Source organism: Mesorhizobium sp. M0028, from assembly GCF_040323855.1.
Lineage (GTDB): Bacteria > Pseudomonadota > Alphaproteobacteria > Rhizobiales > Rhizobiaceae > Mesorhizobium.
In genome coordinates this window covers 79,737-105,360 of sequence record NZ_JAMYVG010000018.1, presented here as the reverse complement: position 1 = coordinate 105,360, position 25,624 = coordinate 79,737, and the positions used below count along the sequence as shown (strand labels likewise).

Here is a 25,624-nt window from a genome sequence, read left to right as displayed (position 1 = left end):
GGTCTCAGCCTTTCTTCTTTTTCTTCGGCTTTTCAGCCTTGGCCTTCTCGGCAGCCTTGGAGGCGGTGGGCTTCTTCGCCGCAAGCTTGGCCAGCTGCCTGGTATAGTCCTTATGCAGGGCGCCGGCGCCCCAGCCTTTGCCTTTGTTCTGCTTCGACAGTGCCTCCATGATCGCGACCAGATTGTCGTCGCGGATCTTTTCGAGTTCGCGGATCGACAGACCGTGCGCCTGGTCGTCCGACTGGGTCGCGATCAGCTCGACCAATTCGTCGTTGAACTCCGGCACATCCATCAGCTTGGTCCATGGCCATTTCAGGCACGGGCCGAACTGCGCCATGAAGTGGCGCATGCCGGCCTCGCCGCCGGCGACACGATAGACCTGGAACATGCCCATCTGCGCCCAGCGCAGGCCGAAGCCATAGCGCATGATGTCGTCAAGCTCCTCGACCGTGCAGATGCCGTCCTTGACCAGCCACAGCGCCTCGCGCCAGGCCGCTTCGAGCAGGCGGTCGCCGACAAAGGCTTCGATCTCCTTGCGGATCACCACCGGCTTCATGCCGATCGAGGCATACATCTCCTTGGCGACTTCGATCGCCTCGGGAAAGGTCTGTTCGCCGCCGACGATTTCGACCAGTGGCAAGAGATAGACGGGGTTGAACGGATGGCCGACCACCAACCGCTCCGGATGTTTCTTCATCGCCACCTGCATGTCGGTCGGCTTGATGCCGGAGGTGGAGGAGCCGACAATGGCGTTGGCCGGCGCATAAAGGTCGATCTCGGCCAGCACGCGGTGCTTGAGGTCGAGCCGCTCCGGCACGCTTTCCTGGATGAAGTCGGCATCGGCGACCGCCTCGGCGATCGTCTTGGCGAAAGTGAGCTTGCCCGCTTTCGGCAGGCCGCCGGGCAGCATCTGCTTGTAGGCGCGTCGCGCTCCCTTCATCACCTCGCCGACCTTGCGTGACGCCTCGGGGTCGGGATCGAAGATCGACACGTCGATTCCGTTGAGCAGCAGCCGCGCGACCCAGCCGGCGCCGATGACGCCGCCGCCGATGGCTGCCGCCTTGTTGATGATGCTCATGCGGAGGCTCCGGTTCTTGTGCTGGCTGTTGCGGGGTCGGTGAGGGCGACACGCTCGCCGGCACGGATCACGGACGCGTCATAGGCCTTGCGCGCGAACACTTCGAGCACGAAGGGCCGGAAGAAATCGATCGGCAATGTCTCGTAATCCGGGTCGAAGCTCGACTGGTCCCAGCGCTCGCAAAACTCATCGCAATCGTCGAAGTAGATGTGCCCGGCGAAACGGTCGCGGGCGTGCGGGTTGCCGCCGAGGTGATGTGCGTAATAGAGGCGCTGGAAGTCGCCGTGCTTTTCCACCACCCAGGTGCATTGCTCGCGTACAAAGGGCTTCAGGATCGACGCCGCATACTCGTCGTGATTATAGGGCGCGTAGATGTCGCCGATGTCGTGCAGCAAGGCGCAGGCAATCCAGTCGGTGTCGGCGCCGTCGCGCCAGGCCCGCGTCGCCGCCTGCAGCGAATGGCCGAGCCGGGTGATCTTGTAGCCCGACAGCCCTTCGTCGAGCTGGACAAGCGCGTCGAGCAGACGCTCGCCGGTCTTTGCCGCATGGTCGATCTCATGCTCGGTGAGGAAGGCATAATCCTCGCGGTCGCCGTCCTTCATGGCGGTGAACTTCACGGTCTTCATCGGCGGCTCCTCCCAACCGGGTTCTTCCCGCCCTTGCTCAAAGCGGTGCGCGCTTCGTCAGGTTCAGCTTCTTTCGCACCTCATCCGGGCCGATGACCCTGGCGCCCATATTCGACACGATACTGACCGCCCGCTCGACCAGCTGCGCATTGGTCGCCAGCACCCCCTTATCGAGCCAGAGATTATCCTCCAGCCCGACACGGACATTGCCGCCGGCCAGCACCGCGGCAGCGACATAGGCCATCTGGTTTCGGCCAATGGCGAACGCCGACCAGTTCCAGGTCGACGGTACATTGTTGACCATGGCCATGAAGGTGTTGAGGTCGTCCGGCGCCCCCCACGGCACACCCATGCACAATTGCACCAGCGCGTCCGGCTTCAGCACTTGTTCCTCGACCAATTGCTTGGCAAACCACAGATGCCCGGTGTCGAAGGCCTCGATCTCCGGCTTGACGCCGAGCGTCGTCATCATGCCGCCCATGGCGCGCAGCATGCCGGGCGTGTTGGTCATGACATAATCGGCCTCGGCGAAATTCATCGTGCCGCAGTCGAGCGTACAGATTTCCGGCAGGCACTGGCGCACATGTTCCATGCGGTCGGTCGCGCCGCCCATGTCCGTGCCTTTTTCGTTCAGCGGCAGCGGCTTTTCCGGTGGGCCGAACACCATGTCGCCGCCCATGCCGGCGGTCAGGTTCAAAACCACGTCGACGTCAGCCGCGCGGATGCGCTCGGTCACCTCGCGGTAGAGGTGCACGTCGCGCCTAGGCTTGCCGGTCTCGGGATCGCGCACATGGCAGTGCACGATCGCAGCCCCTGCCTTTGCCGCCTCAATGGCCGAATCGGCGATCTGCTTGGGCGAGCGCGGCACGTGCGGGCTGCGGTCCTGCGAACTGCCGGACCCGGTCACGGCACAGGTAATGAAGACCTCACGGTTCATCGCTAACGGCATCGGACTCTCTCCCAATAGAACGTAGGGCAAGAATGCCTGACTTGCCGGAAACTGTTTTGCGTTTTACGAAGATCATGTGACCAAAACCGAAAAACCGACGATCTTTCGTGCCGAACGTCTGCCGCTCAAGGTGACGCTGCTGGTATTCTCCGGCTCGTCGATCATGTGCGTCGCGTCGGCCGTCGACCCGTTGCGCGCCGCCAACCGTATTGCCGGCGAGACGCTGTTCGATTTCAGGCTGGTCTCGGTCACAGGCGAGGCGCCGGTCACCACATGCGGCCTGCCGGTGGCGGTCAGCGGCCGCTTCGATGCGGCTGACACAACCGACATGCTGGTCGTCGTCGCCGGCTTCGGCACGCAGAACTACGCCACTTCAGCCTTGCTTTCCGGACTGCGCCGGGCGGCGCGCGCGGCACGCGCCTGCGGCGGCGTCGAGGCCGGCACCTGGCTGGTGGCGCGCGCGGGCTTGCTGGAGGGGCGCAGCGCCACCACCCACTGGGAGGATATGGAGGATTTTTCTTCGGCCTTTCCCGGCGTCGACGTGCGCCCCGACCGCTACGTCATCGACGGTCCCGTATTCACCTCTGGCGGCGCCTCGCCGACCTTCGACCTGATGCTGCATCTGATCCGCACGCGGCTCGGCATGGCCGTGGCGCTCGATGTCGCGAGCGTCTTCATCTACGACCAGGCGCGCGCCGCGACGGACGCGCAGCCGCTGGTCTCGCTCGGCCGTCTTGACGGCTACGATCCCAGGCTGGCGCAAGCCATCCGGCTGATGGAAGCGCATGTCGACCAGCCCCTGACTGTCGCCGCCGTGGCCAAGCGCGCCGGGGTGACGGCGCGGACGCTGGAAAGTATCTTTCGCAAGTCGATCGGCGAAACGCCGGGCGCCTATTATCTCAGGCTGCGCCTCGGCGCCGCGCGCCGGCTGGTGGTCGATACGCGCATCGCCATGGCGGACATTGCCGGGCGAACGGGGTTTTCGTCCGCCGCGGCATTTTCCAGAGCGTTTTCAAGAGCGTTCGGCGAGGCGCCGGTCAGGCTGCGCCTGAGATAGTGGGGATCAGGCAGCGTCTTGGCGGACGCTGTTGCCGTCGATCTGCGAGCGCATCTGTCTCGCCAGATGGGTCTCGAAGCGGCTGGCGACCGCGCGATCCCATTCGTTTGCACTCAGCGCACCATGCTTGGGGTGCGGCAGCGCCATCAGCCGGTCGATGATCGATCCGGCCTCGCCAGATGAGAGCAGGGCGTCGATTTCGCGTTCGTGCTGCATATCGTTTCGCCTCCTTCTTTCTGATTCCCGCCACGAACCACACTATAGGAACTCCGTGACGGCTGTTTGAAGGCAAGAGCGAGGCGATTGATGGGCGATGCCGGGCAAAGTTTTGTCCGCCGCCGCCCATCTTGGGCACGATCTTTCCGACAGATCAGGCGGTGCGTCAGCCGAGCCGCATGGACAGTTCGACATCCTCGCCGAACGGCGTGGACATGTAGCCGCTTCCGGTCGAGCGCACCCGCGAGAGGTATTCGGGGCAAAGATCGGCATTGTCGGCAACGACCAAGGCGCCCGGCCTGAGGCGACTTTCAACTAGGGTCAAGACCTCGGGATAGAGCGCTTTGGCGCCATCAAGCAGCAGCAGGTCGACCGTTTCGGGAAGATCGACGCTTAATGTTTGCAGCGCGTCTCCCTCTCGGATTTCCACCATGTCGATGAGACCGCCTGCTGTGAGGTTGCTCCTGGCGCGCGCCACCTTGGATGGCTCGAACTCGCTGGTGATCAGGCGGCCGCCGCCATTGTCCCGCAAGGCTGCGGCAAGGTGCAGGGTCGAGATGCCGAACGAGGTTCCAAATTCGACGATCGTCCGGGCGCCGCTGCTCCGTGCCAGCATGTAGAGCAGCGTGCCGGTCTCTCGCGAAACGGGAAGCCAGAGATCCTTTAGCCGCCCGTAGAAATCGAGGTATTCGGTCTTGCTCCGAATGAAGCGGCTCCGCTCCTCGGCGGAGAGCTCCGCCACGGCAGGGCTCGTTGCCGCAGCGGCTTCCTCGAACAGGCGGTCCAGCAGGGGCGCCAGCGGCGTTGTCGTCAGTGTGGTCATATTGGTCTCCAGTCAAAATTGAATGCGTTCTTGTGCGGCATTCAAAATACGACTAATCATTCGCATTCACTAATCGCATTGGCGCGCCTCTCAATGAGCGATCACCGAAGTCCGCGGATTTCCTCGCGAAAACAGCCCAAGCAGGCCCGCTCGGCGGAGCTCGTTGCTGCGATTTTGGAGGCTGCTGTTCAGGTTTTGGCGAGGGAAGGCGCGCAGCGCTTCACCACGGCGCGGGTGGCCGAGAAGGCCGGTGTCAGCGTCGGATCGCTGTATCAGTATTTTCCGAACAAGGCGGCGATCCTGTTCCGGCTCCAGAGTGACGAATGGCGGCAGACGACCGATTTGCTGCGCGACATCCTCGAGGATATCAGGAAACCGCCGCTTGAAAGGCTGCGCGGCCTGGTCCACGCCTTCCTCCGCTCGGAGTGTGACGAGGCCGCGGTGCGTGTGGCGCTCGACGACGCCGCACCGCTTTACCGCGACGCGCCTGAGGCGCGGGCGGCAAGGGCGTCCGGAGACCGCACCATCCAGCTCTTCATGCAGGAGGCGTTGCCCAACGCCGCGCAAGTGACCCGCGAATTGGCCGGCGACCTCGTCATGACGACGCTGAGCACGGTGGGGAAGCAGTTCTCGGAGGCGCCTCGAACCGCCACGGAGATTGAAGCCTACGCCGACGCCATGGCCGACATGTTCTGCGCCTATTTGAGAGGCCTCGATCACGGCTAGGGCAAATGCCAGGCCCGGTCAGCAAGCAGACCGAAAGTTTCGCAGGGGGCAAACCTTGTCGGTTTCGGCCCCGCGGAAAGTCGTCAGCCGGCGGCCGCTGAACAATGCGGCCGCGAATCGGTACGCCTCAGACGTACCGGTTGACGATATTCTCGAGCAGTTCCTGGCGGCCGGATCGGGGCTGCGGCTCGATCTTCTCCTTGACGACGCGATCAGCAATTTCCTCCAGCGTGCGCTTGCCGGCAAGCATCGCCTTGGCCTCGGCCGAATCCCAGCCGGCATAGCGCTCGGCGAGCGGCGCCGACAGCGCCTTGTCCTCGACCATGCGTGCCGCTGCCTTGAGGCCTCGAGCGCAGCAATCCATGCCGCCGATATGACCGATCAGCAGATCCTGCGGATCGAGCGACTGGCGCCTGAGCTTGGCGTCGAAATTGGTGCCGCCGGTCTTGAAGCCGCCCGCCTGCAGTACGTGATAATAGGCGAGCGCCATCTCCGGTACATTGTTTGGGAACTGGTCGGTGTCCCAGCCCGATTGGTAGTCGTTGCGGTTCATGTCGATCGAGCCGAAAATGCCGAGCGCATTGGCCAGCGCCAGTTCATGCTCGAACGAATGGCCGGCCAGGATGGCGTGGCCTTGCTCGATGTTGAGCTTGACCTCGTTCTCCAGTCCGAAACGCTTGAGGAAGCCATAGACGGTGGCGACGTCGTAATCATACTGGTGCTTGGTCGGTTCCTGAGGCTTCGGCTCGATCAGGATGGTGCCTTCGAAGCCGATCCTGTGCTTGTAGTCGACGACCAGATTGAGAAAGCGGCCGGCCTGTTCCTGCTCGCGGGCAAGGTCGGTGTTGAGCAGCGTCTCATAGCCCTCGCGGCCGCCCCACAGCACGTAGTTCTCGCCGTTCAGCCGCTTGGTGATGTCGATGCAGTGTTTCACCGTCGCGGCCGAATAGGCAAAGACGTCCGGATCGGGATTGGTGGCGGCGCCCGACATGAAGCGGCGGTTGGAGAACAGGTTGGCCGTGCCCCACAACAGCTTGACGCCAGTCTGCTTCATCTTTCCCGAGAAATAATCGGCGATCTCGTCGAGCCGCGCCGCACTTTCGGAAAAGTCCCGGCCCTCCGGCCGCACATCGGCATCGTGGAAGCAGAAATAAGGCGCGCCCAGCAGCGAAAACATCTCGAAGGCGACGTCGGCCTTGAGCTTGGCCAGCTCCATCGTGTCGGTACCGCCGGCCTTGGGGAACCACGGCCGGTCAAACGTCTGGCCGCCGAACGGATCGCCGCCTGGCCAGGCAAAGGAATGCCAGTAGGCGACGGCAAAGCGCAGATGGTCTTCCAGCCGCTTGCCGGCGACGATCTCGTCGGGATTGTAGAACCGGTAGGCCAGCGGATTGGTCGAATCCGGTCCCTCATATTTGATCTGTTGGATGTCGCCGAAAAAACCGCTGGTCATGTTCTTTTCCTCTCGCATGGTTCGGCCTGATTACCTCAAGCGTAATTGGTTTCGCGCTGGCGTTGGTCGAAAAGGCTCATGTCAAGAGCATCCAACGAAGGAGACAGACCATGACCGACCTCAACACCATTGCCGAAAACTACATCGCCGCCTGGAACGAGAGTGACGCCGCGCGCAGGAAAGCCTTGCTCAAGACGACCTTCACCGAGGATGTCGGCTACCGCGATCCGATCATGCAGGGCGACGGCCATGACGGCATCGCCGCGCTGATCGAAGGCGTGCAGCAGCGCTTTGCCGGCTTCAGGTTCTCGCTGAAAGGCGAGCCGGACGGCTTCGCTGACGCCATCCGCTTTTCGTGGAACCTTGGGCCGGACGGCACCGAGCCCGTCATCGAAGGCACCGATATCGGTATCATCGAAAATGGCCGGCTGAAAAGCGTCACCGGCTTTCTCGACAAGGTGCCGGCGCAGTGAGGAAATCTCGGCAAAGTGGGGGCCAAGCACCCCCCTCTGCCCTACCGGGCATCTCCCCCTCAAGGGGGGAGATTGGCTGGCCTTTCCGCCTTCGCCAATCACCGATCTTGCAAGACTGGCATAGCCGTCGACGCTGCCGATCTCCCCCCTTGAGGGGGAGATGCCAAGTGGTGGCAAAGAGGGCAGGCCAGAGGGGGGTAAGCGCCAGCTCACGCGGTTACAGCCCTGATCGCCGGGTAAAGCTGGCGGTAGCGCTGATAGGCCTGCGCATAGGCGTCGCCGAGGGCGGCGACCGGCTCGACCGTGGCGTCCGTCGCCGGCGCCGTGCACACGGCGCGCGGATCGGCAGCGGTCGCCGCGATCAGGCCAAGCCGGGCCGCACCGAACGCGGCGCCGAAATCGCCCTCGGCGGGAATATCGATGGGCAGGCCAAGCGCGGTGGCGATGGCCTTCAACCAGTAGCGCGAACGCGAGCCGCCGCCGATCGCCGTCACCCGGGTCAGCGTCGTGCCGGCCTTGGCCAGAGCTTCCAGGCTGTCGCGGAAAGCGAAAGCGACGCCTTCGAGCACGGCCTGGGTCAGCGCCGCGCGGCCGGATTCGTGTGCAAGCCCCGTAAACGCGCCGCGAATGGCGGAATCATTGTGCGGCGTCCGTTCGCCTGAGAGATAGGGCAGGAAGGAGACACCGGTCGGCGCCTGCAGCGCATCGCCGAGTTCGGCGGTCAACTCGCCAGCACCTTTGCCCGCGATTGCCGATAGCCAGTTGAGCGAATCGGTTGCCGAGAGGATGACGCCCATCTGATGCCAGGTGCCGGGCAGGGCATGGCAGAATGTATGCACGGCGCTTTCCGGGTTGGGCAGATAGGACGCATTGGCGGCAAAAAGCACGCCTGACGTGCCGAGCGAGACGAAAGCCTGGCCGGCACCGACCGTGCCCATGCCGCAGGCCGAGGCCGCGTTGTCGCCGGCGCCGCCGGCGATCGGGATGCCCGCCTGCATGCCCCATTTCGCAGCCAGTTCGCTGCGCAAGGCACCGGCCTTTGCCGTGCCTTCGACCAATGACGGCATCTGCCTTTCGTCGAGCGACGTGGCGGCGAGCAGTTCGGCGGACCAGGCTCGTTTGCCGACGGCGAGCCACGACGTGCCAGCCGAATCCGACATTTCCGAAATATGCTCGCCGGCGAGCCAGAGCCGCAAAAAGTCCTTCGGCAGCAGGACCTTTGCCACCTTGGCGAAAACAGCCGGTTCGTTGTTTTTCACCCAGGCGAGCTTCGGCGCGGTGAAACCGGGAAAGACGATGTTGCCGGTCAGCTTGCGAAAGCGCGGGTCGGCGTCGAGTGCGGCCGCCTCGGCGTGGCTGCGTGTGTCGTTCCACAGGATGCAGGGGCGCAGCACCTGGTCGGCGGCGTCGAGCAGGGTGGCGCCATGCATATGGCCGGAAAGGCCGATGCCTTTGACCGCCGCGAGCTCCTTCGCATGCGCGGATCGCAGCTCGGCGATCGCCGCTTCGCAGGCGCGGATCCACTCGGCCGGGTTCTGCTCGGACCAGCCGGGATGCGGCCGCGACACGTCGAGCGGCGCATGGCCGGAACCGACGATGCTCTGCCTTGCATCGATCAGCAGCGCCTTGACGCCCGACGTGCCGAGATCGAGGCCGAGATACATGTTTCCTCCCATGTCCGTCAGGCCTGGCGGCGACGGTCTTTCTTGCTCCCCCGCCTCTGCCCTGCGACAGAGAGGCGAAGATATCCCGGCAATCGTGCCGCCGGACAAGCGCTCCGGTCAACACGTGAAGATTTTTTCGACACTCGAAAAAATCTTGCCGGGGCAGTTTTTAAGGCAAGATGTGGCCTTGGTCAATTCGCCGCGAGAGCGGTTGCGCGCCGTGAAAACAGTGCCGACAGCGGGCTGTCCGGCCGTGCCAGCGCGCGTTCCGCCGCAAGCGCCCTCGCCAGCGCGCCATCGCCCGAACGCAGTGCCGCCTCGACCAGCGTCAGGTCGATGACGTCGCGTTGGGCGTGGCTGCCGCCGAAGCGATGGGCGATTGCCCGGATCGGCCGGATCAGCCGTATCGTCTCGGCATAATTGCCCTCGCCGAACGCCTTGATCGCGAGCGTCAAGGGATGGCCGACATCCCTGGTGAAACCCACATTGTCGTCTTTGCCGCGCATCGCCTCGCGCTGCGCCTCGAGCAAGCTGCGGGCCGGCGCTTCGAGGCCGGCGCCGACAAACGCCATCATCGCGTGGGCGTCGTTGAAGGCATAGTTGCCGGCGCTGGCCTTGGGCACCCAGTTGGCGGCCAGTGCCGTCCAGCGGTCGCCGACATCGACGCCGCCGAGATGCAGCCGCCACAGGATCGCCGAGGCATCGACCATGTTGAGCGCCAGCGTCGAGCGTTCGCCATAGATCGGCCCATCATAGAGCGCCAGCACCTCGTCGGTCTCGCCGAGGTCGTAATGGAACAGCGCCAGGTGCCACCAATTGTGCACCTGCAGGAAGCTCTCCCGCGTCCACGCTTCGGGATTGGCGCGCATCCACAATATGCCGTCCTTTTGCCGGCTCTGCATCTCCATGACATGGGCAACGGCATGCTGGGCCCAGCCGTCGCGCGGCTCGATATCGACCGCCGTGCGGCCAAGTTTTTCGGCGCGCGCGTAGTCGCCCATTTCCTCCAGCCCAAAGGCCTGCATGCCGAGTATGGCGTGGTAGCCCGGCATGCCGCTCTGCCAGGACGGCAGCGCGCGGCCGATGCGGTCGCGCAGCATGCGGGCGTTGCCGGTGAAGAAGTCGATCTGGTGGCCGGTCTGCAGCGCCAGCGCATCGAGCGGGAACTCGATGGCGATATCCTCCAGCACGCGGGCGGCCTCGTGCCAGCGGCCCTCCGCAAGGTGGCCAAGCGCGGCGACATGCGCCTGCTCGCGCGTCGTCGCGGCAAGCGGCAGCGCTGCCTCGTGACATGCCTTGGCCACCGCCGTCGCTTCACGCTCGGTGGCGAGGCCAAAGAGATAACCCTTGAACACATGCGCCATGACGAAGCCGGGATCTTCGGCGATTGCCCGGTCAACGGAACCGACAGGATCGCCGATGAAGCACTGCAATTCGCGCACAGCCTGGCTGTAGGACGAAAACCCGGCCTCCGTCGCGCCAGACAGCGCTAGGCCAAATGCATCCCTGACCGCCATGGCTTGTCCTCAGTTGCCCGAGCGCATCGCCACCGTGGCGATGCCGGCGCCGACCAGCAGCGTGCCGCCGGTGCGGTTGAAGATGCGGATCGCCTTTGGATTGCGCACGACGTTGCGCGCCCTTGCGGCGATCAGCGCATAACCGAAGGCATTGGCGAAGGCGAGCGCCAGGAAGGTCGTCTCGAAGATCAGCATCTGTGTCCAGAAATCCGCATGCCGGTCGAGGAACTGCGGCAGGAAGGCGACGAAAAAGGTGATGCTTTTCGGATTGAGCGCGGTAACCAGCCAGGCATGTGCCGTCATCTTGGCCGATGACACCGCATCGGTGCGCGGTTCGGCCCGCAGCGCGCCGCCGGCGCGAAACAGCTTTATGCCGAGATAGATCAGATAGCCGGCGCCGATCACCTTCAGCACGGTGAATACGGTCGCCGACGCCGCCAGCAGCGCGCCGATGCCCAGCATCGACAGTGTCATTGCGGTGAAGTCGCCGAGCGCCACGCCGACTGCCATCGGCAGCGCGGTGCGCCAGCCCTGGCCGAGCGCATAGGACACCACCAGCAGGATGGTCGGGCCCGGAATGACCAGAAGGACTGCCGAGGCGGCGGCAAATGCGGCCCAGTTTTCGAAGGACATTTTCTTCTCCTTGAGCTCAAAGAAGAGGATAAATCCTTGGCCTCGCGAAGATGTAAAGAGGCAAAAACCGAAAAAGCCCCTCGTTAACGGCAGATGGCTGGCCTTCACGCTTTTTCAACCATGATTGGTGAAAATGCCTGCTATCCGGCCGGACCGTGTTTCCCGCCGATAGCGTAGGGTTTGGGTAAATGCGTGAGTTGCCGCACGGTCTGTCGCTGCCGCATAATGGCGACGCAATCGAAACCGAAATACAGCTTTCCCGCCGCACGGTGCTGTCCGGCGCCGGTGCGCTGGCGCTGCTCGGCGTCGCCGGCTGCAGCCAGACGCTGGATCTGCCGTCGCTCCAGCTCGACGACGTCACCACCGGCTCGATCCGGCCCGTGCGTCCGAGCATCAGCGTCGACAAGAACATCACCAGCCCCGACGTGATGTACGCTTCGCTCACCGACGGTGGCTTCAATGTACCGGAGGTGCCCTACCTCAAGGTCAAGCCGGAGTTCCGCCGCCAGATTGTCGTCGATCCGACCGGCGAGCAACCCGGCACGATCGTCGTTCACTCGCAGGAGCGGCTGCTCTATCTGGTGCAGCCCGGCGGCGAAGCGATCCGTTACGGCGTCGGCATCGGCAAGGACGGATTCCGCTGGTCGGGCCGCGCCAACATCCAGTACGGCAAGGAATGGCCGGTCTGGACCCCACCGCCCGAGATGATCGCCCGCAAGCCGGAGCTGGTGAAATGGCAGAGCGGACAGCCGGGCGGCCTCGACAATCCGCTCGGCGCGCGTGCCCTCTACATCTATCAGAACGGCAGCGATACCGGCTATCGCATCCACGGCTCGCCCGAATGGCGGAGCATCGGCCAGGCGATGTCGTCGGGCTGCGTGCGCCTGATCAACCAGGACATCATCGATCTCTACAGCCGCGTCTCCAAGAAGAATCCGGTCGTCGTCGTCTGACCGGCGGCTTCGCTTTCAGCGATCACTCTGCCGTTGCGCGATGCCGCAAGACAGGCGAATGTGCCTGCGATTTTCATCGCCCGGGAGACGTGACCAATGGCCGGAACTTTTGTCATCGCGCAAGGCGGCGGCCCAACCGCCGTCATCAACCAGACGGTGGTCGGCGCCGCGCTCGAAATCCGCAAGCGGCATCCCGGCGCCAAGGTGCTGGGATCCATCCACGGCGTGCGCGGCATTCGTGACGGCAATTACGTCGATCTTTCCGCCATCCCCGAGGACCGTTTGCGGCTGATCGCGGCGACGCCGAGCGCCGCGCTTGGTTCGACGCGCGACAAGCCGGATGCCGCCTATTGCGACCTCATCCTCAACGGCTTGAAGAAAGCCGGCGCCGACGCCTTCATCTACATCGGCGGCAACGACACGTCGGGCACGCAGCAGATCCTGACCGACGCCGCCGGCGGCAAGATCGCCTTCGTCCATGCGCCGAAAACCATCGACAACGATCTCGAGGAGAACGACCACACGCCCGGCTTCATGTCGGCGGCCGAGTTCGTCGCCGGGGCGTTTCTTTCGGTCGATCTCGATTTCCGCGCTCTGCCGGGCATCTATGTCGGCATCGTCATGGGGCGGCATGCCGGTTTCCTGACGGCCGCGTCCGCGGCATGGCAGCTCGACCAGGACAGCGGCCCGCATCTCGTCTACGTGCCGGAGCGGCCGTTCTCGGCGGCCGGCTTCATCGACGACGTGCGCGCCACGCTCGACCGCCACAAGCGCTGCATCGTTGCCGTCTCCGAAGGCGTCAGCACCGCCGACGGCAAGGCGCTGGTCGAAAGCCTGGTGCCGCCGGAAAGGCTGGAGCGCGACCAGCACGGCAACGTCAAGCTGTCGGGCAGCGACCTGCCGGCAGCCTTGGAGCGCGCGCTGGCCGAGGGATTGCCGGGCAAGCGGGCGCGCGTCGATGCGCTCGGCTACATGCCGCGCGGCTATGTCGGCGCCATCAGCGCGGTGGACGCGCAGGAGGCCTTCGACGCCGGCGCCTTCGCGGTCACGGTCGCCGACGAGGGCGGCGGTTCGGTGGCGCTGCAATATGACGGCAAGAAAACCGTGCTGAAGAAGGTGCCGCTGAAGAACGTCGCCGGCAAGACGCGCCATATGCCGGATGATTTCATGCTGCCCGATGTCAACCGGCTGTCCGATGCGGGGATGGCCTATCTGAAGCGGCTGGTCCCGCAAAAATACAAGGTCGGCAAGCCGTTCGTCTGATGCCGGCCTTGATCTGATGGACAACTGGTTCAGCAAAACCATCGTCGACGCAGAGACGACCATGCTGACCGAGCCCTTCGTGCATGAATTCGTGCGCGCCAATATCTGGCATTTGCGCGGCCGCGACGTCGACCTGCTGGTCGACACCGGCATGGGGATCTGCCCACTGGCGCCGCAGATCGACACGCCGGCCGGCAAGCCGCTGCTCGTCGTCGCCACGCATATCCATCTCGATCATGTCGGCTCGCTGCACGAGTTTCCGTTGCGGGCAGGGCCGCGCCACAGCGCCGCGCAGTTCGGCAGCATGGATGAAGCGATTACCTACGCCTACATGTTCCATGACCTGGAAGGGGCTGTCTCCAGGCTGCCGGCGGAGGGCTGGAAAGCCGCCGATTACAGGATTCCGCCGGCGCCGCTGACTAGGACCCTGGACGAGGGCGATAGGGTCGACCTCGGCGACCGCCAATTCCGCGTCCTGCATCTGCCCGGCCACTCTCCTGATTCGATCGCGCTGTTCGACGAGGCCGACGGCCTGTTCTTCGCCGGCGACGCCATCTACGACGCCACGCTGATCGACGACCTGCCGGATTCGGATCGTGCCGCCTACCGCCACACGATGCAGCGGCTGCTCGATCTGCCGATCCGCATCGGCCATGGCGGTCATGGACCGAGCTTCGACGGCAGGCGGATGCGCGAGATCGCCTCGGCGTATCTCAGGCGAACGGACGGGACAGCGGCATAGGAAGCCTCGGCAGGGGCGGTGAGGGGCGGCACAACCTGAGGCGATTTTTCTTGGGTAGCTATTTTGTTCTTGCTTTGTGCCGGCAGCTATGCTAGTAATTTGGGTATGGTGCTGATTTGCCCCAACGACCCGCCGCAAGGCGGGTTTTTGTTTTCGGCTTTCGGCGCCAGCCCGGCAAGGCGGCTGCCAGCCGGAAATTAAATCTTCGTAATATTATCTGGAAACCACGATCGGCGCCCTAGATGCGGGGCTGTCGATTCGGTCGGCCGCCGTGCCAGGCGAGACAGGCAAGGCCGACACGCCGATGGAGCGTTCCGGTGACGGAACGCTGCGGCGCCCGATCAATCTCTCGCCCGGACAACGGCCATGTCACCAATCCAGACCCTTCGCAGACATCGCGTCGCCGCTTTGCTGGGCGCCGCGCTGATCGTCAGCCCCTTCGCCCTGCCTCTCGCTCCCAGGCTGAATGATGTCCTGGCGGCAACAGTGACGCCACCTGTCACCGGCATGACCGCTCCCAGCGGTTCGTTCGCTCCGGTCGTGGCGGCCGACAAACCGGCAGTGGTGACCATCACGACGGTCATGAAAGCCCAACAGCCGGACACCACGAGCGATGGCTCTCCCTTTGGCGGAACCTCGCCTTTCGACGATTATTTCCGCCATTTCTTCGATGACCAGGGACAGCCCGCCCCCAAGACGCCGCCGGAACAGGCGCCGCGCACCGAGGCCCTCGGCTCAGGCTTCATCGTCGGCGCCAACGGCACCATCGTCACCAACAATCACGTAGTCGACGGCGCCCAGTCGATCAAGGTGACGCTCGACGACGGCACCGAGCTTCCCGCCAAATTGATCGGCCATGACGCCAAGAACGATCTTGCCGTGCTCGAGGTCAAAGCCGGCAAGCCCTTGCCGACCGTCAAATGGGGCGATTCCGACAAGCTCATGCCGGGCGATCAGGTGCTCGCCTTCGGCAATCCTTTCGGCCTTGGCACCACCGTCACGGCCGGCATCGTCTCGGCGCGCGGCCGCGACCTGCACAGCGGGCCGTTTGACGATTTCATCCAGATCGACGCACCGATCAACCGGGGCAATTCCGGCGGCCCGCTGACGGATGTGAACGGCAATGTCGTCGGCATCAACACGGCGATCTTTTCGCCGAATGGCGGCAGCGTCGGCGTCGGCTTCGCCATCCCCTCGGACCAGGCGCAAAAGGTCGTCGCCAAGCTGATGAAGGGCGGCTCCATCCAGTACGGCTATCTCGGCGTCCAGATCCAGCCGGTGACGCCTGATATGGCGAGCGCCATCGGCCTCGATCACCCCGCCGGCGTGCTGGTCGCGCAGGTCAGCGACGGATCGCCGGCCGCCAAGGCCGGCATCGAGACCGGCGATGTCATTACCAGCTTCGCCGGCCAGGACATAAAGGATCCAAGGGACCTGTCACGCGCCGTCGCCGACATTGCGCCCGGCACGAGGGAAGCGCTCAATGTCTGGCGCAAGGGGAAGGGCCTGCAGATCTCCGTCGAGATCGGGCGCAACGAAGACGATATGGCGACGGGATCGGTGGCCGGCGATCAGGGTCAGCCGTCGACGGGGCAGGGCCTTCGCGCACCGACGCTCGGTCTCGGCCTGATGGACGTCACCCCGGATGTGCGCCAGGCAATGAACCTGGCAGGCAACCAGCACGGCGCACTGGTCGAGCGCGTCGACCCGAACAAGGCGGCATCGGCTTCCGGCATTCAGCCCGGCGACATCATCGTCGCCGTCGACCAGCATCCGGTGAGGAGCGCCAGGCAGGCTAACCAGGCGATTTCTCAGGCTGCCAAATCCGGCAAGAAATCGGTGCTGCTGCTTGTCGAGCGCGGCGACGCCCAGATGTTTGTCGCCGTGCCCTTTGCCAGTGGCTGAGGCACGCGCCGCGCTGCCAAGATCGACGTAGAGCACTGCCGCCAGGCCGAGCCAAGATTTCGGTTGCCCGCGGGCGCGTCTTCGAGAAAACTGACAAGGGTCGATTGGACCTTGCGCAAATGGATATTCTCGATGGTTACCCGAGGCTTCTCTTCCGGACGAAAGCCCCCGACGGATACGAATGCACGTATCCCGCCGGGGCAGTATCTCGAGCAAGGTTTCCCGGTCCTGTCGGCCGGCCCGACGCCGCATGTGCGCACCGAGGATTGGTCGTTCACGCTTAAGCACGGGCCGCGGCCGATCAAGAAGTGGAACTGGGCCGAGTTCAATGCGCTGTCCTTGACCAAGATGACGCGCGACATCCATTGCGTGACCGCATGGACCAAGTTCGACACCGCGTGGCAGGGCGTGCTGGTCGATGACATCCTTGCCGACGCCGGCATCGAGCCGCCCACCGCCTTCACGCTGGCGCTGGGTTTCGACGGCTATTCCACCAACGTGCCGACGAAGGATCTCACCGGCGGCAAGGCGATGGTGGCACTGCTTTACGAGGGCAAGCCGATCACCCCCGATCATGGCGGGCCGGCGCGGCTGCTCGTTCCACATCTCTATTTCTGGAAATCGGCCAAATGGCTGAACGGGCTGCAGTTCACCGAGCGTGACGAGCCGGGTTTCTGGGAGCTGCGAGGCTATCATATCTATGGCGACCCGTGGCGCGAACAGCGCTACACGAACGATCTATGAGCGACGCACCGGCGGCGCAGTCGCCCTGGCAGACAGTCACCATCACCCGCATCCAAAAGCGCACGCCGCGCGTCACCAGCTTTTTCCTACAGCCATCGCGGCCCTTCGCTTACCGTGCCGGACAGCATGTCGACGTCAGGCTGACAGCGCCTGACGGCTATCAGGCGCGCCGCTCCTATTCCATCGCCTCGGCACCGGAGACCGGCGAGACCATCGAGCTGGCGATTGAAAAACTCGAGGACGGCGAGGTCTCGCCGTTCTTTCACGAGATCGCGGCGGTGGGCGACGACGTCGAATTGCGCGGGCCGCTCGGCGGCCATTTCGTCTGGTCCGACAGCGATGGCGGACCGCTCTTGCTCGTCGGCGGCGGGTCGGGCGTGGTGCCGCTGATGTCAATGGTCCGTCACCGGGCGATGCGGGAGTCGCTGGTCGCCGCCGCGCTGGTGTTTTCCGCGCGGGTCTGGGACGAGGTGATCTTTCGCGACGAGTTGATCGACCTCGCCGAGCGCCGGGATGGCTTCGACCTGGTGCTGACGCTGACGCGCGAGCCGGCCCGCCGTCCGGCGGATTATGCGCGGCGGATCGACGCCGCGATGATGGTGCAAGCCATGACGAGGCTGCCCGCGCCGCCGAAGCTGGCCTTCGTCTGCGGCTCGAACGCATTCGTGACGGCCGCCGCCGAGGCACTGATCGATGCCGGCGTCCCGGCGGCACTCATCCGCACCGAACGCTACGGGGTCTGACCCGGTTCTGCTTGCCCGTTGCAGTCTTCGCTGCCCGGCATAAACAGGCCGAAAACAGGTAGAACGGCAAGGTCGCGTTTGGCTGAAATGGTTAACGATTCGACAAACAACCCCTGCTGCTACTTTTATCGGTTTAAAAAATCGAACCGAACGGTTCGTTTCTGTTGACAATGCGTGCAGGACGCTGTGAACGCTGCCTCTCCAAGCCACCTTGCAGCCAGACCGATGCTATGGGCTATCTACTTGATATTTAGCAATAAAATTGTGGCGGAGGGAATCTCTGGCACAATTTCAAGGTGTAGATTCTTGGTCCACACCAAACAACTTCGTGATTGGAAACTGGCCATTGGCTTTCCCACATCGGGGCTGTCCGGACGACGCGAATTCCTCCCAAGACACGCCGCTCGCCGGACGGAAAAACTGAGATACTGGAGTACTAAAATGAAAAAGATCGCTCTTGCCGCCGTCGCCGTTTTGGCCATCACCGGCAGCGCCTTCGCTGGCAGCGACAACTTTGGTTCCAAGGGTGCGAACCAGCCTGCCGCTTCGGTCGACAGCTCGTACACGGCTTCCATTCAGAAGCCGGCTCATGCTGACGAGCAGCCTGTCCAGGGCGCCGACCGTAACCTCTTCGGCAACAACTAACAGCCGATCCCAGCATCAGGGCGGCGGGCATTATCCCGCCTGGGACCCGAGAAATTCAGGAGTATTAAAATGAAAAAGATCGTTCTTGCTGCCGCCGCCGTTCTGGCCATCACCGGCAGCGCTTTCGCCGCTAGCGACAATTATGGTTCCAACGGTGCCAACCAGCCTGCGCCTTTCGTCGATAGCTCGTACACGGCTTCCGTCAAGACGTCGGACCATGCTGAAAAGCAGCCGGTCGTCCAGGGCGCCGACCGCAACCTCTTCGGCAACAACTAATAGCCGATCCCAGCATCAAAGCGGCGGGTGAGCCCGCCGCTTGATTCGAAAATCCAGGAGTACCCAAATGAAAAAGATTGTTCTTACTGCCGCCGCTCTCTTGATTGCCGCCGGCAGCGCCTATGCCCGCAACGACAATGTTGGCGGGACCGACATCAACAAGCAGTCGACCGTCAACGTCGACAAGACGCAGACGTTTTCGGTACGTGACACCAATTCGCCGATCTACAAACTGCTGAATTCGTCTGGCGATGTGCCCAAGTCCGCGCCTCAGGGCGCCGACCGCAACCTCTTCGGTAACAACTAACAGCCGAACTGGAATTCCAAACAAGAGCGGCGGGCCATGCCCGCCGCTCTTGTCTTTGTATGGCGGAAAAACGCCTGCTTCAAGCCGCCTTTGCTTCTGCTTCATGGAGCGCGAAAGAGCGCCCGTCGGCGTCGAAAATATGCAGGTCGCCTGCGTCCGCCGTCAGCCGCAGCGTCGCTCCGCGCTTGACCTCGACATTGCCCGGCAGCTTGGTCACCAGCGGCAGGTCGGCGCGGCCGATGTCGACATAGACGAGTTGGACCTCGCCGAGCTGCTCGACATAATCGACCGTCCCTTCGAACAAATAGTCGGCGCCGGTGGCAATCATCAGATCCTCCGGCCGCACCCCGAAGCTCACCGCAGCGCCTTTCGCCGAGGCACGCGTTGCGATCGGCACCGTTGCCTTGCGGCCGCCGACATGGCTGACGAGCGTCGGGTTGCCGGTCTTGTCGATCGTTGCCGGCAAGATGTTCATCGCCGGCGAGCCGATGAACTGGGCGACGAACAGATTGCCGGGCCGCTTGTAGAGCTCCATCGGCGTGCCGACCTGTTCGATATGGCCTTCCTTCAGAACCACGATGCGGTCGGCCAGCGTCATCGCCTCGACCTGGTCGTGGGTGACGTAGATCATCGTTGTGGCCGGCATCGATTCCTTGAGCTTGGCGATCTCGATGCGGGTAGCGACGCGCAGCGCCGCGTCGAGGTTGGACAGCGGCTCGTCGAACAGGAAGACCTTGGGATTGCGCACGATGGCGCGGCCGATAGCGACGCGCTGGCGCTGGCCGCCCGACATCGCCTTGGGCAGACGGTCGAGATATTTGGTCAGCTGCAGGATCTCGGCCGCCTGGCGCACCCGCTTGTCGATCTCGGCCTTGCTTTCCTTGCCGATCTTCATCGAGAACGCCATGTTGTCGTAGACGGTCATGTGCGGATAGAGCGCATAGGACTGGAACACCATGGCGATGCCGCGCTTCGACGGCGGCACGTCGTTGACGATTTCGCCGTCTATCTTGAGCTCGCCCGAGGTGATCTCCTCCAGCCCGGCGATGCAGCGCAGCAAGGTCGACTTGCCGCAACCAGACGGACCGACGAAGACGATGAATTCGCCCGACTTTATGTCGAGGTCGACGCCGTGCAGAATGTTGAGATTGCCGTATGATTTCTTCACTTGCCTTAGCGTGACATCGGCCATGGTACCCTCCAGTTCTTCCTTGAATTCAGTCGATACGCCCGAACCAGGCGCCGTAGCCGCCCAGGCGGATAGTGCCGGCGTCAGTCTGTCCCGAAAACCCGTGCCCCGGCAAGGGCTGCAGTGAGCGGCCGCCAAGATCGACCTCGGCCGGCTTTGCGCCGAGATTGAAGGCGCAGACGATCTGCTCGTTGCCTTCGCGGCGCGTGAAGGCGACGGTGTCGTCGTCGCTTTCGATGAACTCGATATCACCCTTGGCCAGTGCCGGATGAGCGCGGCGGAAAGCCAGGAAGCGCCGGTAGTGCTCGAGCAGCGAGCCGTCGTCGCCCTGCTGCACATTGACCGCTTGCGCAAGATGCTTGCTGGGCACCGGCAGCCAGGGCTTTGCCGTCGAGAAGCCGCCATTGCGGGCAGCGCCGTCCCAAACCATCGGCGTGCGGCAGCCATCGCGGCCCTTGAATTCCGGCCAGAAGCGGATGCCGTATGGGTCCTGCAGATATTCAAAGCTGAGCTCGGCCTCGCTAAGCCCGAGCTCCTCGCCCTGATAGATGCAGACCGAGCCACGCAACGACATCAGCAGCGCCGAGATGACCTTGAGGTAGGCGGTCGGGTCGGGCTCGCCGGCAGCCCAGCGCGAGGCAGGGCGCATCACGTCATGGTTGGAGAAGGCCCAGCACGACCAGCCGTCGCTGGCCACCTTGCCGAAGGTTTCCAGCACCGAGCGTACCTTTGCCGCGCTGATCTTCTCCGGCGCCAGGAAGTCGAAGGAGTAGCACATGTGCACGCGCTTGCCGCCGGCCGTATAGGCCGCCACTACTTCCAGCCCACGCTGCGAATCGCCGACTTCGCCAACCGCGGCCGTCGCCGGATATTCGTCGAGCAGGGCGCGGAAGCGTTCGAGGAAGCCGAGGTTTTCAGGCCGGCTCTTGTCGTAGAGATGGTCCTGGTAGTTGTAGGGGTTGACGGCCGGCGCCGTCTGGTCGTTGCGCTGCTCGGGCGGCAGCGGCGGATTGTCTTCCAGCCCTTGGCTGTGGAAGTAGAAATTGATGGTATCGAGGCGAAAGCCATCGACGCCGCGCTCCAGCCAGAAGCGGGTGACATCGAGCAGCGCGTCCTGGACCGCGCGGTTGTGGAAATTGAGGTCGGGCTGCTCGGCCAGGAAATTATGCAGGTAATATTGCTGGCGGCTGGTGTCCCACTGCCAGGCCGAGCCGCCGAAGATCGACAGCCAGTTGTTGGGCGGCGTGCCGTCCGGTTTGGCATCCGCCCAGACATACCAGTCGGCTTTTGGATTGCTGCGGCTCGAACGGCTTTCCTTGAACCATGGATGGATGTCGGCGGTGTGCGACAGCACCTCGTCGATCATCACCTTGAGGCCAAGCCGATGCGCCTCGGCGGTCAGCGCGTCGAAGTCGGCGAGCGTCCCGAACATCGGATCGACGTCGCAATAATCCGACACGTCGTAGCCAAAATCCTTCATCGGCGATTTGAAGAATGGCGAGATCCAGATGGCGTCGACACCGAGCGAGGCGATATAGGGCAGCCGGCCGATGATGCCCCTGAGGTCGCCGATGCCGTCGCCGTTCGAATCCTGGTAGCTGCGCGGGTAGATCTGGTAGATCACGGCACCTCGCCACCAGTCGCGATCGATCGCGAGATCGGGCTTCGGGGTCGCCTTCAAAGCGGATTGCATGATCTCAACCTCCTTTCACCGAGCCGGCAAGCAGCCCGCGGACGAAATAACGCTGCAGCGAGAAGAACACGATCAGCGGCACGATGATGGTGACGAAGGCCGATGTCGTCAGGATCTCCCAGTCGCCGCCGCGCGAACCGAGCAACGCATTGAGCTTGGCGGTCAGCACGATCTGGTCGCCCTCGGTACCGAGGAAAACCATCGCCACCAGCAGATCGTTCCACACCCAGAGAAACTGGAAGATGGCGAACGAGGCCAGCACCGGGAACGACAATGGCAGCACGATCTTGACGAAGATCTCGAAATCGCTGGCGCCATCGATGCGCGCCGATTCCATGATCTCGCGTGGCAGGCCGGCGATATAGCTCCTCAACAGATAGATGGCGAAGGGCAGGCCGAAGCCGGTATGTGCCAGCCAGATGCCGAGATAGGTTTTCGACGGCACGCCGAAGAAACTGCCGACGCCGTTGTAGAGCTTCAACAGCGGGATCAGCGACATCTGCAGCGGCACGACCAGGAGGCCGATGATGACGGCGATGAGCAGCGCCCGGCCGGGAAAGCGCATCCACGCCAAAGCGTAGGCGGCGAACGCGGCGATCAGGATCGGGATCACGGTCGCCGGAATGGTGACGGTCAGCGAATTCATGAAGGAGCGGCCGATGCCTTCCGAAAACAGCACCGTGTCGTAGTTGTCGGTGGTGAATTTCGGCGGCGCCGACGAGGCGTAATAGACGCGCTGGCCGCGTTCGCTTTCGAAAGCCTTCGGCGAGGTCATGACGAAACTGCCGTCGGCATTGAGCTGCAGGGTCACGCCGTCGCCGAGATCGGCTGTCGTGCCGGCGGGATATTGCGTCGGTGCGGCCGACTTGACGCCGAAGGCGCTGATGTTGCGGGCAGGACCGTCGCCGAAGATATTGCCTTGCAGGACGAACTTGCCGTCCTTCTCGACCTGCGCCGAAGCGGGCGGCAGCCGTCCGGCTTCCGTCTGGCTGGAACTGGTGAACGAGTTCCACCAGCCCGAAGCGATGATCTGGTCCTTGTCGCGCAGCGACGAGACCAGGATGCCGAGCGTCGGGATCGTCCAGATCGCAACGAAGATGAAGACGGCGATATGGACGCCGAAACGGCTGACAAAGGACTTTCCGGTCGCCACGGCCATCTCAATGTCCCTCCGTCTCTTTGTTCGCCTGGCGGATGTTCCAGACCATGATCGGAATGACCGCGATCATGATGATGATGGCGATGGTGGCGCCGCGGCCGAAATCGCCGCCGCCGCGGAACATCCAGTCGAACATCAGATTGGCCAGCACCTGGCTGTTCCACTGGCCGTTGGTCATGGTCAGCACGATGTCGAAAACCTTCAGCACCAGGATGGTGATGGTGGTCCAGACGACGGCGATGGTGCCCCAGATCTGCGGCACCATGATCTTCCAGAAGATCTGGAAAGGATTGGCGCCGTCGATGACGGCGGCTTCCAGCGTCTCTTCCGGAATGCCGCGCAAGGCCGACGACAGGATGACCATGGCAAAGCCGGTCTGGATCCAGATCAGGATGATCATCAGGAAGAAGTTGTTCCAGAACGGCAGCGATATCCAGACCTGCGGCTGGCCGCCGAAATACTGGATGATGGCGTTGAGCAGGCCGATCTGCGTCTGGCCGTCGCCGCGGTACTCGTAGATGAATTTCCAGATGACGCTGGCGCCGACGAAGGAGATGGCCAGCGGCAGGAAGATCAGGCTCTTGGCGATGGTGCCCCACCAGATCTTGTCGGTGAGCACGGCGATGATCAGCCCGAGGAAGGTGCAGGCGGCCGGCACCACTGCCAGCCAGATGATGTTGTTGAGGATCGAGTTGCGGAACTCGCGGTCGCCGAACGCCCATTGATAGTTGGCCAAGCCGACGAAATGGCCACCGCCGCGATCGAGGAACGACAGCCTCAGCGTCTCCACCACCGGGTAGATCAGGTAGATGGTGAGGATGATCATCGCCGGCCCGACGAACAGCCACGGCCGGATCACCCCCTGCCGCCGCAGATTGTTAATCGCCGCCTTGCCGGAAACGCCGCGTGCCGGAAAGATCGTATCGAGTGCCTTGTTGGCGCCCCAGAAATAGGCGACGCAGCCGCCCACGCCGATGATGATGACGAATATCGCCGAAAAAATCTGAGCCGCCATGGGTCCCTCCCCCTGCGCACGGATCCGCCAGTCGAGAATGGCTTTGGCGACGGGATCATGCGCCGATTCAGTTGTCTGGAGCGCGACCAGCCGAAAAGCAGGTCACTGGGCGCGCATCATGCCGGAATGCGTTGTGCTCACGACAATCGACGCGACGCCAAGCACCGGATAAGGTCCGGGCCGTTTGAGGCCCGGACCGCATCACATTGGGAACGCAAGCCGGCCGCTTACTTGATCGCGTCCCAGCTTTTCTGGATATCGGTGGCGACGTCCTGGGCGGACTTGCCGCCGACCAGGTCGATCATGCCGGTCCAGAAGGCGCCGGCGCCGATCTTGCCCGGCATCAGGTCGGACCCATCGAAGCGGAAGGTCGAGGCGTTGGCCAGGATTTCGCCCTGCTTCTTCAGCGCGTCGCTGGCATAGGCGTCCTTGTTGACCGACTTGAACGGCGTCACGAAGCCACCCTGCGCCATCCAGATCTCATGAGCGAGCGGCAGCTTCAGGAATTCGATGAACGCGCGGGCACTCTTGCTATCCTTGGTGATCATGGCGAGCGTGCCGGCGCCCAGCACCGGAGTGCCGAGATCGGGCTTGGAGGCGTAGGGCGGGTAATAGAAGAAGTCGGCATCCTCGCCGATCTTGGTGCCTTGCGGGAAGAAGGTCGGGATGAATGATGCCTGGTGGTGCAGATAGCATTTTGGCGGCACCGAGAAGAGGCCCTTCGGGCTGTCGCGGAAATCGGTCGCCGCAACCGCCTTTGCACCGCCCTCGACCATTTTGTCGTCGGTCGCGATCTTGCCGAAAATGTCGATGGCGTTGACCACGGCCGGATCGTTGAACGGAATTTCGTTCTTCACCCATTTGTCGTAGGTCTCGGGCGTCTGGGTGCGCAGCATGATGTCTTCGACCCAGTCGGTCGCAGGCCAGCCGGTGGCGCCGCCCGAACCAAGCCCGATGCACCATGGCGTGCCGCCGTCGGCGATGATCTTCTTTTCGAGCTCGGCAAGCTCTTCCTGCGTCTTCGGCACCTTGTAGCCGGCTTCCTCGAAATTATCCGGCGAGTACCAGACTAGCGATTTCACGTCGGCCTTGTAGGGGAACGCGAAGAAACCGGGCTTGCCGTCCTTGTCCTTGAAGGTGCCGAGGTCGACCCAGGATTGGCCGGCGCCGTAATTGTCCTTGACCCAGGTGGCGGTGTCGTCGCCGAGCGGCGTCAAAAGCCCCTTCGATGCCAGATCCTGGATCAGACCCGGCTGCGGCAGCACGGCGATGTTGGGCGGGCTGCCGGCCTGCGTGTCGATGACGATCTGCTGCTCGTAATTCTCCGACGAGGAGTACTTGATCTCGGCGCCGGTGGCTTCGGAGAAATAATCGAGAACGGTGCGGACAAGCCCTTCGTCCTCGCCGCGCCACGGTCCGAAGATCGTCAGCGTCTCGCCCTTGAGGTCGACCTTCTTGAGCTCCTCGTAGTTGGCCCAGTTGAAACGGGGATCTTCGCCCGGCTTGAACTTCAGTTCGGCTTGCGCCGGCATGGCCAGGGCGAGCGTGGCAAACGCAGCGCCCAGCAGAAGCATTTTCTTCATCGGTATTCCCTCCCAGTGGTGACAAACACCGAACGAAACCTCCATTCCGTCCGGCGGCGCTGCAGGACTGTGACTCAGTCGGAAAGGAACTGCAACCTTTCGTAGAGTCTTCCAAAGCGCTTTGGTGATTTTGATCACGCCACTGAATTGATCCGGAGTCAAGAGAAAGCCACGCTAATCGATTTGATTTCT

At 63.4% G+C, this 25,624-nt stretch carries 26 protein-coding genes; 12 read left to right on the top strand and 14 right to left on the bottom strand.

The genetic code is table 11. From position 1 onward, the window contains the following. Positions 1-4: 4 nt before the first annotated feature. Genes NKJ93_RS25770 through bcoG form a run of 3 tightly spaced genes read right to left on the bottom strand, consistent with a single transcriptional unit; the run spans position 5 to position 2,653 of the window. Entirely contained in the window at positions 5-1,078 is a 1,074-nt protein-coding gene (locus tag NKJ93_RS25770) for a 3-hydroxyacyl-CoA dehydrogenase NAD-binding domain-containing protein (RefSeq protein ID WP_023718316.1), read from the bottom strand. Continuing rightward, a complete protein-coding gene (locus tag NKJ93_RS25765) occupies positions 1,075-1,704 on the bottom strand; it encodes an HD domain-containing protein (RefSeq protein WP_352484703.1) in 630 nt (209 codons plus the stop codon). Before NKJ93_RS25765 ends, NKJ93_RS25770 begins: the two co-directional genes overlap by 4 nt. 37 nt (positions 1,705-1,741) lie before the next feature. After that, positions 1,742-2,653 (bottom strand): 3-dehydrocarnitine:acetyl-CoA trimethylamine transferase BcoG, encoded by a 912-nt coding sequence (gene bcoG, locus NKJ93_RS25760; protein WP_023718318.1) that lies wholly within the window; start codon positions 2,651-2,653, stop codon positions 1,742-1,744. Between the two features lie 76 nt (positions 2,654-2,729). Between bcoG and NKJ93_RS25755 the strand changes: the two genes are divergently transcribed. Further along, positions 2,730-3,710: a GlxA family transcriptional regulator gene (locus tag NKJ93_RS25755; protein ID WP_352591840.1), complete on the top strand. Its 981-nt coding sequence runs from the start codon at positions 2,730-2,732 to the stop codon at positions 3,708-3,710. 6 nt (positions 3,711-3,716) lie between these two features. Here the strand turns inward: NKJ93_RS25755 and NKJ93_RS25750 are convergent, their stop codons facing one another. Further along, positions 3,717-3,926 (bottom strand): hypothetical protein, encoded by a 210-nt coding sequence (locus NKJ93_RS25750; protein WP_023718320.1) that lies wholly within the window; start codon positions 3,924-3,926, stop codon positions 3,717-3,719. A gap of 166 nt (positions 3,927-4,092) precedes the next feature. After that, positions 4,093-4,749, bottom strand: coding sequence for an O-methyltransferase (locus NKJ93_RS25745; protein WP_023718321.1), 657 nt, complete (start codon positions 4,747-4,749; stop codon positions 4,093-4,095). Between the two features lie 93 nt (positions 4,750-4,842). Here NKJ93_RS25745 and NKJ93_RS25740 point away from each other — a divergent pair, with 93 nt between their 5' ends. Continuing rightward, positions 4,843-5,475: a TetR/AcrR family transcriptional regulator gene (locus NKJ93_RS25740; protein ID WP_352484707.1), complete on the top strand. Its 633-nt coding sequence runs from the start codon at positions 4,843-4,845 to the stop codon at positions 5,473-5,475. Between the two features lie 127 nt (positions 5,476-5,602). Here NKJ93_RS25740 and xylA read toward each other — a convergent pair whose 3' ends face one another. Then, complete coding sequence (xylA, locus tag NKJ93_RS25735) at positions 5,603-6,928, bottom strand: xylose isomerase (protein WP_023718323.1); 1,326 nt, start codon at positions 6,926-6,928, stop codon at positions 5,603-5,605. 110 nt (positions 6,929-7,038) lie between these two features. On the opposite strand from xylA, the gene NKJ93_RS25730 reads away from it, so the two are divergent. After that, complete coding sequence (locus NKJ93_RS25730) at positions 7,039-7,401, top strand: nuclear transport factor 2 family protein (RefSeq protein ID WP_352484709.1); 363 nt, start codon at positions 7,039-7,041, stop codon at positions 7,399-7,401. Between the two features lie 209 nt (positions 7,402-7,610). Here NKJ93_RS25730 and xylB read toward each other — a convergent pair whose 3' ends face one another. The 3 genes from xylB to NKJ93_RS25715 form a co-directional block, all read right to left on the bottom strand. After that, positions 7,611-9,065: a xylulokinase gene (gene xylB / locus NKJ93_RS25725; protein ID WP_352591837.1), complete on the bottom strand. Its 1,455-nt coding sequence runs from the start codon at positions 9,063-9,065 to the stop codon at positions 7,611-7,613. Between the two features lie 191 nt (positions 9,066-9,256). Then, entirely contained in the window at positions 9,257-10,582 is a 1,326-nt protein-coding gene (locus NKJ93_RS25720) for a tetratricopeptide repeat protein (protein WP_352547958.1), read from the bottom strand. 9 nt (positions 10,583-10,591) lie between these two features. Next, complete coding sequence (locus tag NKJ93_RS25715; RefSeq protein WP_023718327.1) at positions 10,592-11,215, bottom strand: LysE family translocator; 624 nt, start codon at positions 11,213-11,215, stop codon at positions 10,592-10,594. A 188-nt stretch (positions 11,216-11,403) separates the two neighbouring features. On the opposite strand from NKJ93_RS25715, the gene NKJ93_RS25710 reads away from it, so the two are divergent. From NKJ93_RS25710 to NKJ93_RS25670, 9 genes are all read left to right on the top strand, one after another. After that, the gene (locus tag NKJ93_RS25710) at positions 11,404-12,168 is read left to right on the top strand and encodes a L,D-transpeptidase (protein WP_352484715.1); all 765 of its coding nucleotides are present in this window, start codon (positions 11,404-11,406) and stop codon (positions 12,166-12,168) included. A 96-nt stretch (positions 12,169-12,264) separates the two neighbouring features. Beyond that, entirely contained in the window at positions 12,265-13,431 is a 1,167-nt protein-coding gene (locus NKJ93_RS25705) for a diphosphate--fructose-6-phosphate 1-phosphotransferase (protein WP_352451606.1), read from the top strand. 16 nt (positions 13,432-13,447) lie between these two features. Further along, positions 13,448-14,173, top strand: a complete 726-nt coding sequence (locus NKJ93_RS25700; RefSeq protein ID WP_352495226.1) for an MBL fold metallo-hydrolase — start codon at positions 13,448-13,450, stop codon at positions 14,171-14,173. A gap of 366 nt (positions 14,174-14,539) precedes the next feature. Next, entirely contained in the window at positions 14,540-16,078 is a 1,539-nt protein-coding gene (locus NKJ93_RS25695; RefSeq protein ID WP_023718332.1) for a DegQ family serine endoprotease, read from the top strand. 132 nt (positions 16,079-16,210) lie between these two features. Further along, a complete protein-coding gene (locus tag NKJ93_RS25690) occupies positions 16,211-16,822 on the top strand; it encodes a molybdopterin-dependent oxidoreductase (protein WP_352495225.1) in 612 nt (203 codons plus the stop codon). Then, on the top strand, positions 16,819-17,565 hold the full coding sequence (locus NKJ93_RS25685) for an FAD-binding oxidoreductase (RefSeq protein WP_352495224.1): 747 nt from the start codon (positions 16,819-16,821) through the stop codon (positions 17,563-17,565). The genes NKJ93_RS25690 and NKJ93_RS25685 overlap by 4 nt, the downstream gene beginning before the upstream one ends. Positions 17,566-18,006: 441 nt before the next feature. Then, entirely contained in the window at positions 18,007-18,210 is a 204-nt protein-coding gene (locus NKJ93_RS25680; RefSeq protein WP_023718335.1) for a DUF680 domain-containing protein, read from the top strand. 69 nt (positions 18,211-18,279) lie between these two features. Then, positions 18,280-18,486, top strand: a complete 207-nt coding sequence (locus NKJ93_RS25675) for a DUF680 domain-containing protein (protein ID WP_352495223.1) — start codon at positions 18,280-18,282, stop codon at positions 18,484-18,486. A 67-nt stretch (positions 18,487-18,553) separates the two neighbouring features. Further along, positions 18,554-18,793 carry a DUF680 domain-containing protein gene (locus NKJ93_RS25670; RefSeq protein WP_352495222.1) on the top strand — a complete coding sequence of 80 codons (240 nt, stop codon included), beginning with the start codon at positions 18,554-18,556 and terminating at the stop codon, positions 18,791-18,793. A 79-nt stretch (positions 18,794-18,872) separates the two neighbouring features. On the opposite strand, the gene NKJ93_RS25665 is transcribed toward NKJ93_RS25670, so the two are convergent. The 5 genes from NKJ93_RS25665 to NKJ93_RS25645 all read right to left on the bottom strand — a co-directional run bounded on the left by NKJ93_RS25665 (position 18,873) and on the right by NKJ93_RS25645 (position 25,432). Beyond that, the gene (locus NKJ93_RS25665) at positions 18,873-19,985 is read right to left on the bottom strand and encodes an ABC transporter ATP-binding protein (protein ID WP_352591834.1); all 1,113 of its coding nucleotides are present in this window, start codon (positions 19,983-19,985) and stop codon (positions 18,873-18,875) included. 25 nt (positions 19,986-20,010) lie between these two features. Next, positions 20,011-21,675, bottom strand: coding sequence for a beta-galactosidase BglA (bglA, locus tag NKJ93_RS25660; RefSeq protein WP_352591831.1), 1,665 nt, complete (start codon positions 21,673-21,675; stop codon positions 20,011-20,013). Between the two features lie 4 nt (positions 21,676-21,679). Further along, a complete protein-coding gene (locus tag NKJ93_RS25655) occupies positions 21,680-22,834 on the bottom strand; it encodes a carbohydrate ABC transporter permease (RefSeq protein WP_023718340.1) in 1,155 nt (384 codons plus the stop codon). Between the two features lies 1 nt (position 22,835). After that, positions 22,836-23,849, bottom strand: a complete 1,014-nt coding sequence (locus NKJ93_RS25650) for a carbohydrate ABC transporter permease (RefSeq protein WP_023718341.1) — start codon at positions 23,847-23,849, stop codon at positions 22,836-22,838. Between the two features lie 227 nt (positions 23,850-24,076). Then, positions 24,077-25,432 carry an ABC transporter substrate-binding protein gene (locus NKJ93_RS25645; RefSeq protein ID WP_352495220.1) on the bottom strand — a complete coding sequence of 452 codons (1,356 nt, stop codon included), beginning with the start codon at positions 25,430-25,432 and terminating at the stop codon, positions 24,077-24,079. Positions 25,433-25,624: the final 192 nt, after the last annotated feature.

Coding starts and splice junctions, on each gene's coding strand:
- NKJ93_RS25770 (WP_023718316.1), bottom strand. CDS start 1,078: ATGAGCATCATCAACAAGGCGGCAGCCATCGGCGGCGGCGTCATCGGC.
- NKJ93_RS25765 (WP_352484703.1), bottom strand. CDS start 1,704: ATGAAGACCGTGAAGTTCACCGCCATGAAGGACGGCGACCGCGAGGAT.
- bcoG (WP_023718318.1), bottom strand. CDS start 2,653: ATGCCGTTAGCGATGAACCGTGAGGTCTTCATTACCTGTGCCGTGACC.
- NKJ93_RS25750 (WP_023718320.1), bottom strand. CDS start 3,926: ATGCAGCACGAACGCGAAATCGACGCCCTGCTCTCATCTGGCGAGGCC.
- NKJ93_RS25745 (WP_023718321.1), bottom strand. CDS start 4,749: ATGACCACACTGACGACAACGCCGCTGGCGCCCCTGCTGGACCGCCTG.
- NKJ93_RS25740 (WP_352484707.1), top strand. CDS start 4,843: ATGAGCGATCACCGAAGTCCGCGGATTTCCTCGCGAAAACAGCCCAAG.
- xylA (WP_023718323.1), bottom strand. CDS start 6,928: ATGACCAGCGGTTTTTTCGGCGACATCCAACAGATCAAATATGAGGGA.
- NKJ93_RS25730 (WP_352484709.1), top strand. CDS start 7,039: ATGACCGACCTCAACACCATTGCCGAAAACTACATCGCCGCCTGGAAC.
- xylB (WP_352591837.1), bottom strand. CDS start 9,065: ATGTATCTCGGCCTCGATCTCGGCACGTCGGGCGTCAAGGCGCTGCTG.
- NKJ93_RS25720 (WP_352547958.1), bottom strand. CDS start 10,582: ATGGCGGTCAGGGATGCATTTGGCCTAGCGCTGTCTGGCGCGACGGAG.
- NKJ93_RS25715 (WP_023718327.1), bottom strand. CDS start 11,215: ATGTCCTTCGAAAACTGGGCCGCATTTGCCGCCGCCTCGGCAGTCCTT.
- NKJ93_RS25710 (WP_352484715.1), top strand. CDS start 11,404: ATGCGTGAGTTGCCGCACGGTCTGTCGCTGCCGCATAATGGCGACGCA.
- NKJ93_RS25705 (WP_352451606.1), top strand. CDS start 12,265: ATGGCCGGAACTTTTGTCATCGCGCAAGGCGGCGGCCCAACCGCCGTC.
- NKJ93_RS25700 (WP_352495226.1), top strand. CDS start 13,448: ATGGACAACTGGTTCAGCAAAACCATCGTCGACGCAGAGACGACCATG.
- NKJ93_RS25695 (WP_023718332.1), top strand. CDS start 14,540: ATGTCACCAATCCAGACCCTTCGCAGACATCGCGTCGCCGCTTTGCTG.
- NKJ93_RS25690 (WP_352495225.1), top strand. CDS start 16,211: ATGGTTACCCGAGGCTTCTCTTCCGGACGAAAGCCCCCGACGGATACG.
- NKJ93_RS25685 (WP_352495224.1), top strand. CDS start 16,819: ATGAGCGACGCACCGGCGGCGCAGTCGCCCTGGCAGACAGTCACCATC.
- NKJ93_RS25680 (WP_023718335.1), top strand. CDS start 18,007: ATGAAAAAGATCGCTCTTGCCGCCGTCGCCGTTTTGGCCATCACCGGC.
- NKJ93_RS25675 (WP_352495223.1), top strand. CDS start 18,280: ATGAAAAAGATCGTTCTTGCTGCCGCCGCCGTTCTGGCCATCACCGGC.
- NKJ93_RS25670 (WP_352495222.1), top strand. CDS start 18,554: ATGAAAAAGATTGTTCTTACTGCCGCCGCTCTCTTGATTGCCGCCGGC.
- NKJ93_RS25665 (WP_352591834.1), bottom strand. CDS start 19,985: ATGGCCGATGTCACGCTAAGGCAAGTGAAGAAATCATACGGCAATCTC.
- bglA (WP_352591831.1), bottom strand. CDS start 21,675: ATGCAATCCGCTTTGAAGGCGACCCCGAAGCCCGATCTCGCGATCGAT.
- NKJ93_RS25655 (WP_023718340.1), bottom strand. CDS start 22,834: ATGGCCGTGGCGACCGGAAAGTCCTTTGTCAGCCGTTTCGGCGTCCAT.
- NKJ93_RS25650 (WP_023718341.1), bottom strand. CDS start 23,849: ATGGCGGCTCAGATTTTTTCGGCGATATTCGTCATCATCATCGGCGTG.
- NKJ93_RS25645 (WP_352495220.1), bottom strand. CDS start 25,432: ATGAAGAAAATGCTTCTGCTGGGCGCTGCGTTTGCCACGCTCGCCCTG.